Raw genomic sequence first — 14,228 nt, 5'->3', positions numbered from 1 at the left:
ACGCAGCACAGCGGTATCGGACGGCCCTGCGCGCCCCACGCCGACCCGTCGGCCACCGGCCGAACCGAACATACGCACGGGGCCGACCGGCCCTACCGTGCGACCGGCCGAACCGGCTTTTCTCGGTCCATGTCCGAGAACACCCGCGCATTCGCGCCCTTCCACACAGAACGCCTCGACAGCGGCGTGACTGTCGTGGAGCTGGGCGGCGAGATCGACCTGAGAACAGCGCCTGCGCTGACGGCCCTGCTCGATACGCTGACCACCGGTCGGCGCCCCGATCTGGTGGTGGACCTGCGGCCCGTGTCCTTCCTGGACTGCAGCGGACTCCGCCTCCTGTGCCGGGCCCGGAACCGCACACTGGCGCGGCACGGCAGACTGCGGCTCGTCTCCGACAGCGGCCACTTCCTGCGCATCCTCGCGCACGCCCGCCTCAGCGGGGTCTTCGAGGTGCACACCCACCTGCCCCAGCTCCCCGCCCACACCGTCGCTCCCGCCCCCACCACAGGCGTCACCCCTACCGGCCCGACCGGCCGGTGCAGCGGCCGGACCTTCACCGCGCTCCCCACCCGATGACCCGTACGCGTCGGCCGCCGCGCGGGTCGGCCGACACATACGTACGGGCCCGCGCCCCGTACGACGCGCGCCCCGGAGCCCTCAGGTGAGAACGGAGACGATCTGCTCGGTCGCCTTCGCGATCAGGGAATTCTTGGGCCTGGCGCGGTAGCCGGGCCGGTCGGACAGGACGGCCATCACGAGCGGGGCCTTGTGCGGCGGCCATACGACGGCGATGTCGTTGGCCCGGCCCCAGTTGCCGGTTCCCGTCTTGTCGGCCACCTTCCAGCCGCGGGGGACTCCGGCCCGGATACGCTTCTTGCCCACACCGGTGGTGTTGCGCAGGAGCCAGCCCTTGAGCAGGGTGCGTTCGTCGTCGCTCAGCGCGTCCCCCAGAACGAGCTTGCGGTAGTCGGCGGCAACCGCCTCGGGGGTGGTGGTGTCGCGCGGGTCGCCCGGCCCGACCTGGTTCAACTCGGGCTCGTAGTTGTCCATCCGGCTGACCTTGTCGCCGAGACCGCGCAGATAGGCGGTCAACTGCTCAGGGCCGCCGATGTCGCGCATCAGCAGATTCCCGGCGGTGCCGTCGCTGTAACGCACGGCCGCGTCGCACAGCTGTCCGATGGTCATGCCGGTCGCGATGTGGTCCTCGGTGACCGGCGAGATGGAGTCCACGTCGGCCTCGGTGTAGGTGACCCGCTTGTCCAGGTGGCTGCGCGGGTTGCGGTGCAGAACGGCCGCCGCCGCGAACGCCTTGAACGTGGAGCAGAACGCGAAGCGTTCGTCCGCACGGTAGGACACCGTGGCGCCGCTACCGGTGTCCAGGGCGTAGACACCGAGCCTGGCGCCGTATTTGCGTTCGAGCGCCGTGAACCGCGCCCGGTACGCGGACGGGGACACGGACGAGCGGCGGCGCCCCGTCGAGGAGGAGGGCGGGGACGAGGACGGGGACGATCCGGAGGACGTCTGCTCGCCTGTGCCGCATCCCGCCAGGGGCAGCACAGCGGCAGCCGCCAGCAACGCGCGACGGGAGGGCCCGGCTTGGGCGGAGCACAGAGACGGTGAGGACGGGGGCGGACGGTAGGGCATCTGCCTAGCTCCAGCGGGTCAGCTTCGCCATGAAGGACGGTGAAGAGAGTGCGTTGCGCAGGGTGACCGGGACCTTCACGGCGTCCTGGCCACTGCCCGCTGTCAGGAAGCCGACCTCGGTGCCGGCTTTCGCGGAGTGCGGGAGCGGCGCACCGCGGGCGGTGATGCGCAACTCCACCCGCTGGCCGGGGACTCCGACGACGGTGAAGTCCTCCTCGGTGACCAGCGGGGTGCGACCACCCAGACCGTCGTCCAGATAGCCGACCACCCGACCCTTGCGGACGGCCGTTGCCGAGGTGAGCGAAGCCCGGATCGCCCGCACGATCTTCTTGCTGTTGTCCTTGACCAGGGTGAGGCTGTTGGCCCCGTTGGGATCGGCACCGTCGAAGTGCTGGTCCAGCATGGTGCCGAGGATCAGCGGCGTCCTGTCGCCCACGGTCTTGTACGCGGCCCACACCAGCGTGCCGCCGGCCGGCGTGTTGGACCCGGTCTTGATACCCCTGATGCTCAGTTCGGACATCAGCAGCTTGTCCATGTTGTTGATCAGCGGTTCGTCCAGACCGTCCACCGTGGCGCTCGGCAGTGCGACGACCGCGCGGAAGGCATCGAACCTCATCACCGCCTCCGCCAGCTTCAGTTGGTCGACGGCGGTACTGACGGTCGCGGCGTCCAGACCGCTGGGATCGGTGTAGGTGGTGTCCTTCATCCCCAGCTTCCGTGCGGCGGCGTTCATCTTCCGCACAAAGGCGGCCTCGGTGCGGCTGTCGGTGACCCAGCGGGCCAGCAGGCGGGCGATGTTGTTCCCCGAGGGGATCATCAGCATCTTCAACATGTCCCGCTGACTGAATTTCTGACCTGCCGTCAGCCCTTTGATCCGCGACTCGTGCTTGGACCTGCCTTCCTCCACCGCCTTGGCGTCGACCTCGATCATGGGCCCTTCCTCGCCCTTGCGGAGCGGCCGCTCGGTGAGGAGGACGTAGGCGGTCATCACCTTGGCGACGCTCGCGGTCGGCACGGGCCGCTGCCTGCCGTGGGTGCCGACCATTCCCGTCCCCGGAAGCGTGACAGCGGCCTGGCCCTCTCCCGGCCACGGCATCGTGAAGTGCCCGGGGATCGTGTAGGAGGCGTGCGCCGCCTCCAGCCGCGGGACCGGGGCGGGCAGCGGTCGGAGCGTCTGCACTGTCGCCAGGACGAGGCCCAGTACGAGCGCGACCGCGACCCAGAGCCGGGGTCTGCGGATGTTCAGGCGGCGCCGCGCCGTCATCTCGGGTGGAGTCGTCCCGGGCGCTGAGGCAGGGTCCAGGGCAGATACGGAGCCCGGCTCGTTCGGCGCGGTTCTCGTCGCTTTCGGGGCTTCGGGGTGCTCTTCCGGGGTCCGGTCCTCGGTCCGCTCCTTGTCGTCGTCGCCGGGGACATCGGTGTGGGAGACGCCGGTGTCGCGTTCGTCGGAGTCGGGGACGTCGTCGCCGGGGATGTCCGTGTCCGGACCGTCGGTGTCCGGACCGTCGGTGTCCGGACCGTCGGTGTCCGAACCTTCGGTGCCGCCGTCGCAGATGTGCTCCGACGGCACCCTGTCTTCGGTGCCGGTCTCGGTATCGGTATCGGTATCAATGCCGATGTCGGTATCGGTCTCGACGTCCGGCCGCGCCGGTCTGGTGGAGGCTTCCGCGGTGCCGGGCTTGTCCTCGGGCTGGGATATGCGTGTCACTGTTCGTCCTCTCGGTCCAGGACGGCCTGGATGACGGATCTGGCGATGGGGGCGCCCAGGCGGCCACCGGCGATCTCGGAGCGGGAGATGTCCATGTCCTCGGGGTCGACGAAGACCGCGACGGCGACCGGGGAGGTGCCGTCGGCCTGCTTGGCGTAGGCGACGAACCAGGCGTAGGGGCGTTCGGCGCGGACATCGGCGCCGCGCTGGGCGGTACCGGGCTTGCCGCCGACCGTCACCGAGGGGATACGCACCTTGTCAGCGGTGCCGTGCGTGACGGTGTGCTCCATCATGTCCTGCACCTGCCGTGCGGTGGCCTCGGAGACTGCCTGGTCGAGGACCTCCGGAGTGCTCTTCTCGATCGTCCTCAGGCCGGGGCCGCGCAGTTCGTCGACCAGCTGGGGCTTCATGACCTTGCCGTCGTTGGCGATGCCCGCGGTGACCATGGCCATCTGCAGCGGGGTGCTGGTCAAACTGCCCTGGCCCATTCCGGTCAGCGCGGTCTGGGGTGCGTCGAGCCGTTTCGGATAGCTGCTGGCGGCTGTGCGGACGGGCGTGAACTGCTCGGCGTTGAAGCCGAACTTCTCCGCCGTCTCGCGCATCTTGTCCTTGCCGGTCTTCCACGCGGTGTCGAGGAAGACGTTGTTGCACGACCACTGCAGGGCGGTCCTCATCGAGACGCCGTCGCACTGCGAGTCGGGCACGACGTTGCCGATCGTCGTGCTGCTCTGCGGCAGCCGGTAGGGAGCGGGAATGTCGAGGGGGCGGTCGATGTCGGTGACCGTGCCGTGTTCGAGGGCGGCCGCCGCGGTGAGGATCTTGAACGTGGAGCCGGGCGGGTAGGCCTCCCGAATGGCCCGGTTGCTCAGCGGCTTGTCCTTGTCCCGCTCCAACTCGGTGAACTTCTCGCTCTCCCGCGCGGAGAGGCCGGCGAAGTCGGAGGGGTCGTAGGACGGTGTGCTCGCCAGGGCGAGGATCTCGCCGGTACGCGGGTCGAGCGCGACCACGGCACCCTTGGCGTCCAGGTCCGTCAGCCCCTGGTAGGCGGCTTTCTGAGCCGCCGGATCGATGGTGGTGACGACATCGCCGCCGCTCGGTTTCCTGCCGATCAGGGCGTCGAGCGGGTTCTTCACCAGCCTGACGTCCTCACCCGCGAGCAGGTCGCTGTGGACGCCTTCGAGGAACGTGGCCCCTTGGGCCTGGGAGAGGTAGCCGGTGACCGGGGCGTACATCGGGCCGTCCCGGTACACGCGCCGATAGGCGAGGTCCGAGCCGGGGGTCTTGCGGGAGTCCGTGATCGCGGTGCCGCCGACGATGATGTCGCCCCGCGGCTGGGCGAAGGCCGCGATCCGCACCCGGCGGTTGCTCGGGTCGTCCGCCAGGCTGTCCGCCTGGACGAACTGCAGCCAGGTCGCCCGCGCCAGCAGGGTCAACAGCAGCAGGCCGCAGAAGACAGCCGTGTGCCGCAGGAGTCTGTTCATCGCTCGTGGTCTTTCGGGCGCTCGTGCTCTTCCATGCCCCGAGGAAAGCCGCAGCCGCAGCATGACGTCCAAGACCGATATCGCTCTCGCATCGATCAATCCACGATATGGTTCCTCGTCGTGGACCTGATACGGCACCTGCAGTGTTTTGTGGCTGTTGCAGAAGAGTCACATTTCGGCCGTGCCGCCCAACGTCTCGGCATGGCGCAGCCGCCCCTGTCGCAACGCATCCAGCGGCTGGAGCGGGAGCTGGGCGTGCGGCTCTTCGAGCGCTCCAGCCGTCGGGTGACGATCACCAAGGGCGGCACGCTCCTGCTGGACGAGGCCCGACAGCTGCTGGCCCGCTCCGAGGCGCTGATGGCCACTGCTCGCCGTATCCAGGACGGGCACAGCGGACTGCTGCGCGCCGCGCTCTCCCCCGACATCACCGGCGAGATGGTGGCGGCTACCCTGGCCGGCTTCCAGGAGCGGCAAGGTGGTGTGGAGCTGGAGCTGCACGAACTGCCGACGGCCGAGCAACTCGCCCGGCTCGCCTCGCACGATCTGGATGTGGGGCTCATACACCATCCCTGCGATGTGTCCGGCCTGGAACTGGGCCCCGTCCTCCGCCACGAACTGGGCGTCCTGCTGCCGCACGCCGCCCCGGCCGCCCGCCTGGAGACCGTTCCGCTGAGCGCGCTGAGCGGTTATGAACTGATCCTCTTTCCCCGCGCGCACGCCCCCGCCGTGCACGACGATCTGCTGACCACCTGCGCCCGGCACGGCTACACCCCCGCCGCCGTCCGGCACGGTCACGGCAGCAGCTTCACCCGGGGTCTGCTGCTGTCCTGCCGGGCGGTGGCCTTCGGCCCGCGCGACGCGTACGACGCCCGGGACCCCGATCTCACCTGGCGCCCGCTGAGCGGCGCCCCACTGGCCTGGCGCCACTCGGCGGCCTGGCTCAAAGGGCGGGGGGACGCCGCCGTCCGCGCCTTCGCCGACACCGTCACCGATGCCCTGGGCCGTACCGCCGCCGTCGGCCCCGACCTGCCCTCGGGCCCGACGCATCTGCGCCCGGCGGCGGAGTACTGGATATGACAGAGCCCCGCACCCACGCCCGAGCCCATGCCCGAGCCCGGGACCGCATCCGCGCCGCCTTCGCCGAAGCCGGCGTCACCGGTTGGCTGCACGCCGTGGACATCGACTCCGGTGCCCAGGTCGACGCCGGCGCCGACCATACGGTCGTCACCGCCAGCGTCCACAAGGTCTGCGTGCTCGTCGCCCTCCACCAGCAGGCCGAGAAAGGGCGCCTGGAGCTGACGGAACAGGCCGAGTGCCCGCCGGACGGTCGTACCCCCGGGCCCACCGGGCTGTCCGCCATGCTCGATCCGGCCCGGGTCTCGCTCCGTGACGCCGCCTATCTGATGATGGCCGTCAGCGACAACACCGCCGCCGATCTCCTCCTACGCCGTGTCGGCCTCGAGGCGGTGAACGCCACCACACGGCGACTGGGTCTCACCCGCACCCATGCCGTCCAGACCTTCGGTGAGTTCGTCGCCACTCTCAAGGAGGACACCGGACACGCCGGTCCGCAGGCCCTGGCCGACCCGCGGGTCCTCGCCCGCCTCCGCGCGCTGGACCCCGCCAGCACCAACCGCAGCACCCCACGCGACATGACCCGGCTGCTCGCCGCTGTCTGGCGCGACGAGGCCTGCGCCCCGCAGCACAGCGCCGCCATCCGCCGTCTTCTGAGCCTGCAGGTGTGGCCGCACCGGCTGGCCTCCGGCTTCCCCTTCGACGACGTCCATGTGGCCGGGAAGACCGGCAGCGCACCGACCCTCCGCAACGAGGTCGGCGTCGTCGAGTACCCCGACCGCGGCCGCTACGCCGTCGCTGTCTTCACCCGCGCCGCCAGCCCGGCCGCCATCCTGCCCGCGGCGGACGCCGTCATCGGCACCGCGGCGCACCTCGCCGTCGACGCCCTGCGCTCCTGACAGGCTCCACCGACCTGCTCGTGCTGCAGCCGTACTCGGACCGCGTCCTTCACCGGGACCACGGCTGGGCACGGTCAGAACGTGAACGGCCCGTAACCGCCGTTCCGGAAGGTGAAGATGGTCGGCTCGGTGTCGTACTCCTCCCGGAAGTATCCGCCGAAGCCCGGCTCCTCCACATGAGGTGCGAGCAGGTCCAGGATGGTGACGAGCTCGCCCAGGTCGTCGTCGAGCCAGTAGTTGCGGCTGAGGAGCCCCCAGGCCCGGAGCTCCCCACCGGCCGCGAAGCCGCGGGACTGGAGCCGCAGAGAGGCGATGTCGCCCCCGGGCAGACGGCTGTCCGGGTCGGGGGCGAGCAGGGGAAAGGTGTGTATCCCGGGATCCAGGTCCGCCGGGCGTTCACGGTCGAGCTCAAGGTGCCAGCGCAGGGCCGCCAGGACCGGCTCGGGGGTGTCCCGGCGCAGGAAGCAGTTGAAGACGACTTCGTAGTGGAGACTCACAGCGTGCATTCTGCCGGGGGCCACTGACACAGCGGCGCTGCGTCGGCGGCGGCCCGGGTCAGGTGCGCCCTTCCCGTTCCTGTGCCGCTTCCAGGACCGCGGGGGCCGGCATCCAGTCGGCGTGCAGCACCCGGAAACCCTCGCTCTCGTAGGCGGCGTTGACCTGCTCGTCGTCGTCGACCACCAGCGCCACGGCGCGCTCCCGGGCCAGCTGCCGCAGCAGCACCGGTTTGGTGACGCGGGCGGGACGCCGGTCGTCCTCGGCCCGCATCAGGAGCCTGCCGGTGGGCAGGCCGTGGGTCCTGAGCCATTCCACGGTGTCGGCCCGGCAGCGTTCGGGACGGCCGGTGACGTACGCCAGTTCGCACCGTTCGGCCGTCTCCAGCGCCAGAGCCACGCCCTTCGCCAGCGGCGGATCGTCCACCGCCGCGGCGAAGAACGCGTCCCAGTCGCGAGGGCGTTGCTGCAGGAAGGTCAGCCGGTGCCGGACGTCGGCCAGCGTCCCGTCCAGGTCGAAGACCGCCAAGGGCGCCCGCAGAGCCATCTCACCGCCTCGCTTTCCGCCCGGGACATTCTCCGGCACCGGACCTTCGGCCGTCGGGCCCGACGAGTGAACCGGAACCGCCGGCAGCGCGGTCGGGGCCGGACGGGCCGAGATGTTCCTGCCCGGCCTCGTGGGTGCCGCGCCGGGCTGTCCGGCTACTCCTTGCCCTGACGCGCCTTCTTGATCATCCGGCGCCGCTGTCGCGGAGTCAGCTCCTTCCGGCCGGTCTGCCGCAGATACGCTTCCTTGCGCTGGTCGTTCGTCATGACCCGTATCCCTCCGGAGCACCTCGGTCGCGGTGGCTGGGCACGCTGTGACGTGCCTCAGTATGGCCGCACTTCCGCCCGGCCGCACTCCTGGCGAGCACCCCGGCGCCCGGTACAGCGGCCCCCGGCTCGGGACCGGGTGTTGCGGGCCGACGGAGAGACGCGCTCGCTCTGTCCGCTTTTCGGGTGCCCTGTTCGCAATCGGCGCAACGCTGGGGTACCGACCAATCATCCGAGTTGTCCATGGATGCCGCCACCATGAGGGGCGGTGGACACCCGTTCCTGTGGTGTGCAGCGGCCGGTGCGGCGAGGGCCGCCGGCGGCGTACAGGCGTGGGTGGCTGCGCACGAGCCTGCCGCCCACGTGCGCCGCCAACGCTGCGGGCCGGAAAGGAGTGGGAGCCGTTGACGGTGGGAGCAGCCGCGGCCTGGCTTCTGTCCGCGGGAGTGCCGCTGGTCCTCCTGGCGTTGAGCCTGCCGTTGTGGCACTGGCGCTGGCCCCGGGCTCCGCTGCTGCTGCGGGAGATCGGGATCATCTCCGCGGTCTTCCTCGTCTGGCAGGTCCCGGCACGGATGTCGGCCGGGGATCTGCACGCCGCCGTCGAGCGAGCACGGTGGATCCACCGTTGGGAGCAGCGCCTTCGGCTGCCGGACGAGGTGGACTGGCAGCAGGCCGTGCTGCCGCACCCGTGGCTGGTGCAGGCCGCCAACTACTACTACGCGGTGATGCACTTCGGGGCGATGGCCGCGTTGCTGGTATGGCTGTACTGGCGGCACCGCTCCTCGTACCCGTGGGTGCGCACCTACGTCGTACTCGTCACGGTCGTGTCGCTGGTGGTGCAGCTGGTCCCGGTGGCGCCGCCCCGGCTGGTGCCGGAGCTCGGGTTCGCCGACACGGCCGAACGCTACGGGCAGTCGGTCTACGCCGGCGGCCCCGGGAGCGTGGTGGCCGACGAGCTGTCCGCCATTCCCTCCGTGCATGTGGCCTGGGCGGTCGTGGTCGCCGTCGCGGTCATCCGGGTGAGTCGCAGCCGGGTGCGCTGGCTGGTGCTGGCGCACCCGTTGTTGACGCTCGCGGTCATCGTCGTGACGGCCAACCATTTCTGGCTCGACGCCGCCGCGTCCCTGGCCGTACTGGCGCTGTCCGCCGGCCTGCAGTGGGCAGGCCGGGTCTGCGCCCGCCCGATCGTCCGGGCCTGCCGCCTCACTCCCGTGTCCGCCGACAACCCGGCGGCTTCCGACGACCCGGCAGCCGAGGCCGGGGACCCATCCGGCCGCCGAGCGAGCGGGTCCGGGGAGACGGGCACCTCGATGGGGCGGTCTCCCACGTCCCGTCGTCCTGGGCCGAGGGGATGACCGCATGTCACACCTGTGGGCGCCGAACGGCTCTCGCCCGGTGTGCCCTTCCCGGGTCCGAGGGCGCCACCGCTAGGCTGCCCGGGCCGACAGTCCCGGTGCTGCCCAGCCTGCCGGGACTGTCGGTCCCCGGTCGTCGACGCCTTCGTACGACGACGGTGGGCTGCCCGCACTGAGGCGGGCAGCCCACCGACACATCGGCGTACGGAGACGTGGGGCGTCTCCCGACAGGTGGCCGATTCAACGGCCCTGTCCGCCGCCACTGGTCTGGCCGCCCTTCTGGCCGGCCTCGGCAGCGCGCTGCGGATCGTTCGCGAAGTTACCGCCGCTCTCATGGCCACCCTTCTGGCCGGCCTCAGCAGCACGCTGCGGGTCATTCGCGAAGTTACCGCCGCTCTCATGGCCACCCTTCTGGCCGGCCTCAGCAGCACGCTGCGGATCGTTCGCGAAGTTACCGCCGCTCTCATGGCCACCCTTCTGGCCGGCCTCAGCAGCACGCTGCGGGTCATTCGCGAAGTTACCGGTGCTCTCGTGACCGCCCTTCTGGCCGGCCTCAGCAGCACGCTGCGGGTCATTCGCGAAGTTGCCCGGGTTCTCAGCCATGACCGAGTCCTCCTTCTTTGCGTCGATTACGACCTGTCTGGTGCGGCGGGTACCCAAGGTCGCGGACCGAAACAAGAAGGATTCGAGGCTCCGGGAAATCTTTTCGCGAGCGGCAGTCTGCCGAGGTCAGCCCAGTTCGCTGAAGCGTTCGGTCGCCCTGGTACGGCCGGCCACGATGATCGTGTCGTCGGCCTTCACCACCGTCTCCGGGGTGGCGTAGGTGAAGCCTTCGCCGGGGCGCTTGATGGCGACGACGGTGATGCCGTAGCGCGTGCGGACCGCGCTGTGGGACAGGGGGACGTCGAGGATCTCCGCGGGCGGATCGGTCTTGACCATCGCGAAGCCGTCCTCGAACTCGATGTAGTCAAGCATGCGGCCGCGTACGAGGTGGGCCACGCGCTGGCCCATGTCGTGCTCGGGATAGACGACGTGCTGTACCCCGAGCTGGGTGAGGATGCGGCCGTGGGCCTCGCTGGTGGCCTTGGCCCACACGTTCTCGATACCGAAGGAGATGAGCAGCGAGGCGGTGAGGATGCTGGCTTCCAGGTCGGTGCCGATGGCCACGACGGCACGGTCGAACTCGTGGACCGCGAGCTGCCGCAGGGCGTCTTCCTTGGTGGAGTCGGCCCGCACCGTGTGGGTGAGCGAGCCGGACAGCAACTGGACGACCTCGGGATCCTCGTCGATGCCGAGGACCTCGGTGTCCTCGTCCACGAGTTCGAGCGCGAGGGAACGGCCGAAGCGGCCGAGCCCGATGACGACCACGGAGTCCTGTCGAGTGCCGCGGCGGCTCTTGGGGGTGCGTTTCCTAGCCAATGACGGGTCGCTCCTCGGGAAGGTCGTACATACGGACACGCAGGCGCAGGGCGAGCGCGGAGGCGATGGTGATGGGTCCGAGGCGGCCGATGAACATCAGCGCGGTCAGCAGGACCTGCTCGCCGCCGGGCAGCCCCGCGGTGATGCCGGTGGACAGACCGACGGTGGCGAAGGCGGAGGTGACCTCGAACAGCGACTGGTCCAGGCTGAAGTCGGTGAAGACCATGAAGGCCAGCGTCGAGGTGGCCACGGCGGCCACCGACAGCAGCACGACGGTCAGGGCCTGCCGTTGGAGGTCGCCGTGCAGGCGCCGATGGAAGATGTTGACTGCGGCCTCGCCGCGGATCTCGGCGTATATCACGAAGAACAGCACCGCGAAGGTGGTGACCTTGATGCCGCCCGCGGTGCCCGCGCTGGCGCCGCCGACGAACATCAGCACATCCGTACCCAGCCAGGTGGCCGGGTTCATCTGCGCGATGTCCACGCTGTTGAAGCCCGCCGTGCGCGGCATGACGCCCTGGAAGAACCCGGCCAGAATCTTCCCGGGGACGTTCAACGGGCCGAGTGTCGCGGGGTTGCTCCATTCGAGTGCGGTGACGAAGAGGCTGCCGCCGACCAGGAAGATGCCGGACGCGCCGAGCACGATCTTGGTGTGCAGGGACCAGGAACGCGGTTTGCGGAGCCGGCGGCGCAACTCGAACAGCACCGGGAAACCGAGCCCCCCGGCGATCACGGCGCCCGCTATGGGCAGACAGATCCAGGGATCGGTGACAAATCCCATCATGCTGTCCGAGTACAGGGCGAAACCGGCGTTGTTGAACGCCGAGACGGCGTGGAAGACACCCAGCCACAGCGCCCGCGGCCAGGACTCGTCATAGGTGGTACCGAACCGCACGGTCAGGATCACCGCCGTGACGGCCTCCAGCAGCAGGCTGACCTTGACCACACGGACGACGACCGTACGGACGTCACCCAGGCCCAGGGTCTTGGTCTCCGTGGCGGCGGTCAGCCGTGCCTTCAGTCCCATCCGGTGCGAGACCAGCAGCACCAGCCAGGAGGCGAAGGTCATGATCCCGAAACCGCCCACCTGGATGAGTGCCAGGATCACCGCCTGGCCGAATCCGCTCCAGTACTCGGGGGTGTCGACCACGATCAGTCCGGTCACACACACGGCGGAGGTGGAGGTGAACACGGCCTCCAGCCCGGACGCCGACCCCGACCCGGCCTTGGCGACCGGAAGCATCAGCAGCCCGGTCCCGAGCGCGATCGCCATGGCGAAGCCGGCCACGACCATCTGCGCCGGGTGTCGTACACGTGGCCGCCACCGGGTCACCACAACGTCCTCCGCCCCGCGGACTGGTACCACGATTGTTCGTAGATTGTTCGTACCGGAAGACGATAAGCAATTCACCGGCCGTCCTCGGCACCGGCACCCTTCCGTGTCCGTGCTGCAGCCGTCCTGAGCACCGGAAACACCCGGACGTCGCCACCTTCCCCCACCGGATGCGGCCGGACGCAGGACACCGAAGCGGGCCGGGGCCGCAGTCTCGAAGACTGCGGCCCCGGCACCTGGCGACGGTCGGTGGTGCTAGCCCTTGCCGTTGGTCGAGCTCTTCGAGGAGTCGACCGCATCGGAGAGCGTCCCGCTCTCCAGGCTGTCCTCGATGGCAGCCACGGTCTGGTCGATCAGCTCCTCCTGCTGCTTCTGCTCCTTGGCCCTCAGATACGCCTGCCGCTCCTGATGGAACGACTTCAAGGTGGCGATGCACATACCGATCATCACGATGCTGAACGGCAGCGCGATGACGATGGCCGCGGTCTTCAGCGTGTTCAGCGACGCGGCTCCGCCCTCCAGGTCGGAGGCCAGCAGCAGCGCGATGGCGACGGCACCTTCGGCCAGCGCCCAGAAGACCCGGCTCCAGACCGGCGGGTTCGGGTCGCCGCCGGAGGCGAGCATGTCGACCACGTACGAGCCGGAGTCGGAGGAGGTGACGAAGAACAGCACGATCAGCAGGATCGACACGCCCGCGACGAAGGTGCCGCCGGGCAGCGTGTCCAGCATCTCGAACAGCGCGTTGTTGGTGCTGACAGCGCCGTCGTGGATGTAGTTGTGCTTGTCGTTCATCTGCTGGAACAGCGCGGTACCGCCGAAGATGGCGAACCAGACGAAGGTCAGCAGGGTGGGCACCAGCAGGACACCGCACACGAACTCGCGGACCGTCCGGCCGCGGGAGATGCGGGCGATGAAGATACCCACGAACGGCGCCCAGGAGATCCACCAGCCCCAGTAGAAGACGGTCCAGCCGTTGACCCAGCTGGTGCCCTCCTCACCGTGGGCGGCACCGGTGTCGAAGCTGAGCTGCAGCACGTTCTGCAGGTATCCGCCGACGTCCTGCGCCAGCCCGTTGAGGATGAAGACCGTCGGGCCGGCGACCAGCACGAAGATCATGATGAGGGCGGCCATGCCCATGTTGATGTTGGACAGCCACTTGATGCCCTTGCCGATACCGGTCACCACCGAGACCGTGGCGATGCCGGTGATGCAGGCGATCAGTACGACGAGCAGCAGCTTGCTGTTCGGGTTGTCCACCCAGCCGAGGAAGTTCATTCCGCTGGCGATCTGCATGACGCCGAGGCCCAGCGAGGTGGCCACGCCGAAGAGGGTGCCGATGACGGCGACGGAGTCGATGACGTTGCCCCAGACGCCGTTCACCTTGTTGCCGAAGATCGGCTCCAGTGCCCAGCGGATGGAGACCGGGCGCCCCTTGCGGTGCACCGAGTAGGCGACGGCCAGGCCGACCACCACGTAGATCGCCCACGGGTGGATGCCCCAGTGCAGGAACGTCTGCACCATGGCGAACTCTTCCCGGGCCGGGGCGCCCTCGCCGATGCCCGGCCGCGGTGCGTGGAAGAAGTTCAGCGGCTCGGCGACGCCCCAGAAGACCAGGCCGATGCCCATACCGGCGGCGAACAGCATGGCGAACCAGGAGCCGGTACCGAACTCGGGCTTCTCGTTGTCCTTGCCGAGCTTGATGTCTCCGTAGCGACCGATACCGATCCAGATGACGAAGATCACGAAGAGCGACACCAGAGCCATGTAGAACCAGCTCAGGTTGCCGACGATCTCGTCCTGGACCTTCTGCACCTGTTCCGCGGCCGTGTCCTGGCCGATCACGGCATAGAGCACGAAGAGCAGGATGACGATGGCCGACGGGTAGAAGACCCATCGCGAGATCGAGCCGCCTCCCGGCGGCGCCGGAGATCTCGACTCCGGCTTCTGGTCAGATGTTCCGGCCGATGTCTGCGCAGCCACGCGTTCATCCTTTGCGGTCAGGTTGTGA

13 protein-coding genes are annotated in these 14,228 nt (G+C 69.5%); 4 read left to right on the top strand and 9 right to left on the bottom strand.

What is annotated here, in order from left to right; all coding sequences use genetic code 11:
• The first annotated feature begins 129 nt into the window (after positions 1–129).
• Positions 130–576, top strand: a complete 447-nt coding sequence (locus JW613_RS29360; protein ID WP_209213905.1) for an STAS domain-containing protein — start codon at positions 130–132, stop codon at positions 574–576.
• A gap of 81 nt (positions 577–657) precedes the next feature.
• Here JW613_RS29360 and bla read toward each other — a convergent pair whose 3' ends face one another.
• From bla to JW613_RS29345, 3 genes are read right to left on the bottom strand one after another with little or no spacing between them, the layout of a single operon-like run.
• Entirely contained in the window at positions 658–1,644 is a 987-nt protein-coding gene (gene bla, locus JW613_RS29355; RefSeq protein ID WP_209213904.1) for a class A beta-lactamase, read from the bottom strand.
• Between the two features lie 4 nt (positions 1,645–1,648).
• Positions 1,649–3,352, bottom strand: coding sequence for a serine hydrolase (locus JW613_RS36660; protein WP_307866087.1), 1,704 nt, complete (start codon positions 3,350–3,352; stop codon positions 1,649–1,651).
• Complete coding sequence (locus JW613_RS29345; RefSeq protein WP_209213903.1) at positions 3,349–4,833, bottom strand: peptidoglycan D,D-transpeptidase FtsI family protein; 1,485 nt, start codon at positions 4,831–4,833, stop codon at positions 3,349–3,351. Before JW613_RS29345 ends, JW613_RS36660 begins: the two co-directional genes overlap by 4 nt.
• Before the next feature lie 120 nt (positions 4,834–4,953).
• On the opposite strand from JW613_RS29345, the gene JW613_RS29340 reads away from it, so the two are divergent.
• Together JW613_RS29340 and JW613_RS29335 are read left to right on the top strand one after the other, a co-directional pair.
• Positions 4,954–5,910, top strand: a complete 957-nt coding sequence (locus tag JW613_RS29340) for a LysR family transcriptional regulator (protein ID WP_307866086.1) — start codon at positions 4,954–4,956, stop codon at positions 5,908–5,910.
• Positions 5,907–6,806 carry a serine hydrolase gene (locus JW613_RS29335; RefSeq protein ID WP_209213901.1) on the top strand — a complete coding sequence of 300 codons (900 nt, stop codon included), beginning with the start codon at positions 5,907–5,909 and terminating at the stop codon, positions 6,804–6,806. The genes JW613_RS29340 and JW613_RS29335 overlap by 4 nt, the downstream gene beginning before the upstream one ends.
• Positions 6,807–6,880: 74 nt before the next feature.
• On the opposite strand, the gene JW613_RS29330 is transcribed toward JW613_RS29335, so the two are convergent.
• Both JW613_RS29330 and JW613_RS29325 read right to left on the bottom strand, forming a co-directional pair.
• Positions 6,881–7,303, bottom strand: coding sequence for a hypothetical protein (locus tag JW613_RS29330; RefSeq protein WP_209213900.1), 423 nt, complete (start codon positions 7,301–7,303; stop codon positions 6,881–6,883).
• Positions 7,304–7,361: 58 nt separating this feature from the next.
• Positions 7,362–7,847, bottom strand: a complete 486-nt coding sequence (locus tag JW613_RS29325) for a phosphatase domain-containing protein (protein WP_209213899.1) — start codon at positions 7,845–7,847, stop codon at positions 7,362–7,364.
• A gap of 676 nt (positions 7,848–8,523) precedes the next feature.
• On the opposite strand from JW613_RS29325, the gene JW613_RS29320 reads away from it, so the two are divergent.
• A complete protein-coding gene (locus JW613_RS29320) occupies positions 8,524–9,468 on the top strand; it encodes a phosphatase PAP2 family protein (RefSeq protein WP_307866088.1) in 945 nt (314 codons plus the stop codon).
• Between the two features lie 240 nt (positions 9,469–9,708).
• Here JW613_RS29320 and JW613_RS36940 read toward each other — a convergent pair whose 3' ends face one another.
• The 4 genes from JW613_RS36940 to JW613_RS29300 form a co-directional block, all read right to left on the bottom strand.
• A complete protein-coding gene (locus tag JW613_RS36940) occupies positions 9,709–10,071 on the bottom strand; it encodes a con-10 family general stress protein (protein WP_209213897.1) in 363 nt (120 codons plus the stop codon).
• Between the two features lie 126 nt (positions 10,072–10,197).
• The gene (locus JW613_RS29310; protein ID WP_245226464.1) at positions 10,198–10,887 is read right to left on the bottom strand and encodes a potassium channel family protein; all 690 of its coding nucleotides are present in this window, start codon (positions 10,885–10,887) and stop codon (positions 10,198–10,200) included.
• Complete coding sequence (locus tag JW613_RS29305) at positions 10,880–12,223, bottom strand: TrkH family potassium uptake protein (RefSeq protein ID WP_209213896.1); 1,344 nt, start codon at positions 12,221–12,223, stop codon at positions 10,880–10,882. Before JW613_RS29305 ends, JW613_RS29310 begins: the two co-directional genes overlap by 8 nt.
• A 252-nt stretch (positions 12,224–12,475) precedes the next feature.
• Positions 12,476–14,200, bottom strand: a complete 1,725-nt coding sequence (locus JW613_RS29300; RefSeq protein WP_307866085.1) for a BCCT family transporter — start codon at positions 14,198–14,200, stop codon at positions 12,476–12,478.
• Between the last annotated feature and the right edge of the window lie 28 nt (positions 14,201–14,228).

Origin of the sequence: Streptomyces smyrnaeus (assembly GCF_017676345.1) — a bacterium.
Classification (GTDB): domain Bacteria; phylum Actinomycetota; class Actinomycetes; order Streptomycetales; family Streptomycetaceae; genus Streptomyces; species Streptomyces smyrnaeus.
This window is presented reverse-complemented; position numbering and strand designations above follow the sequence as displayed.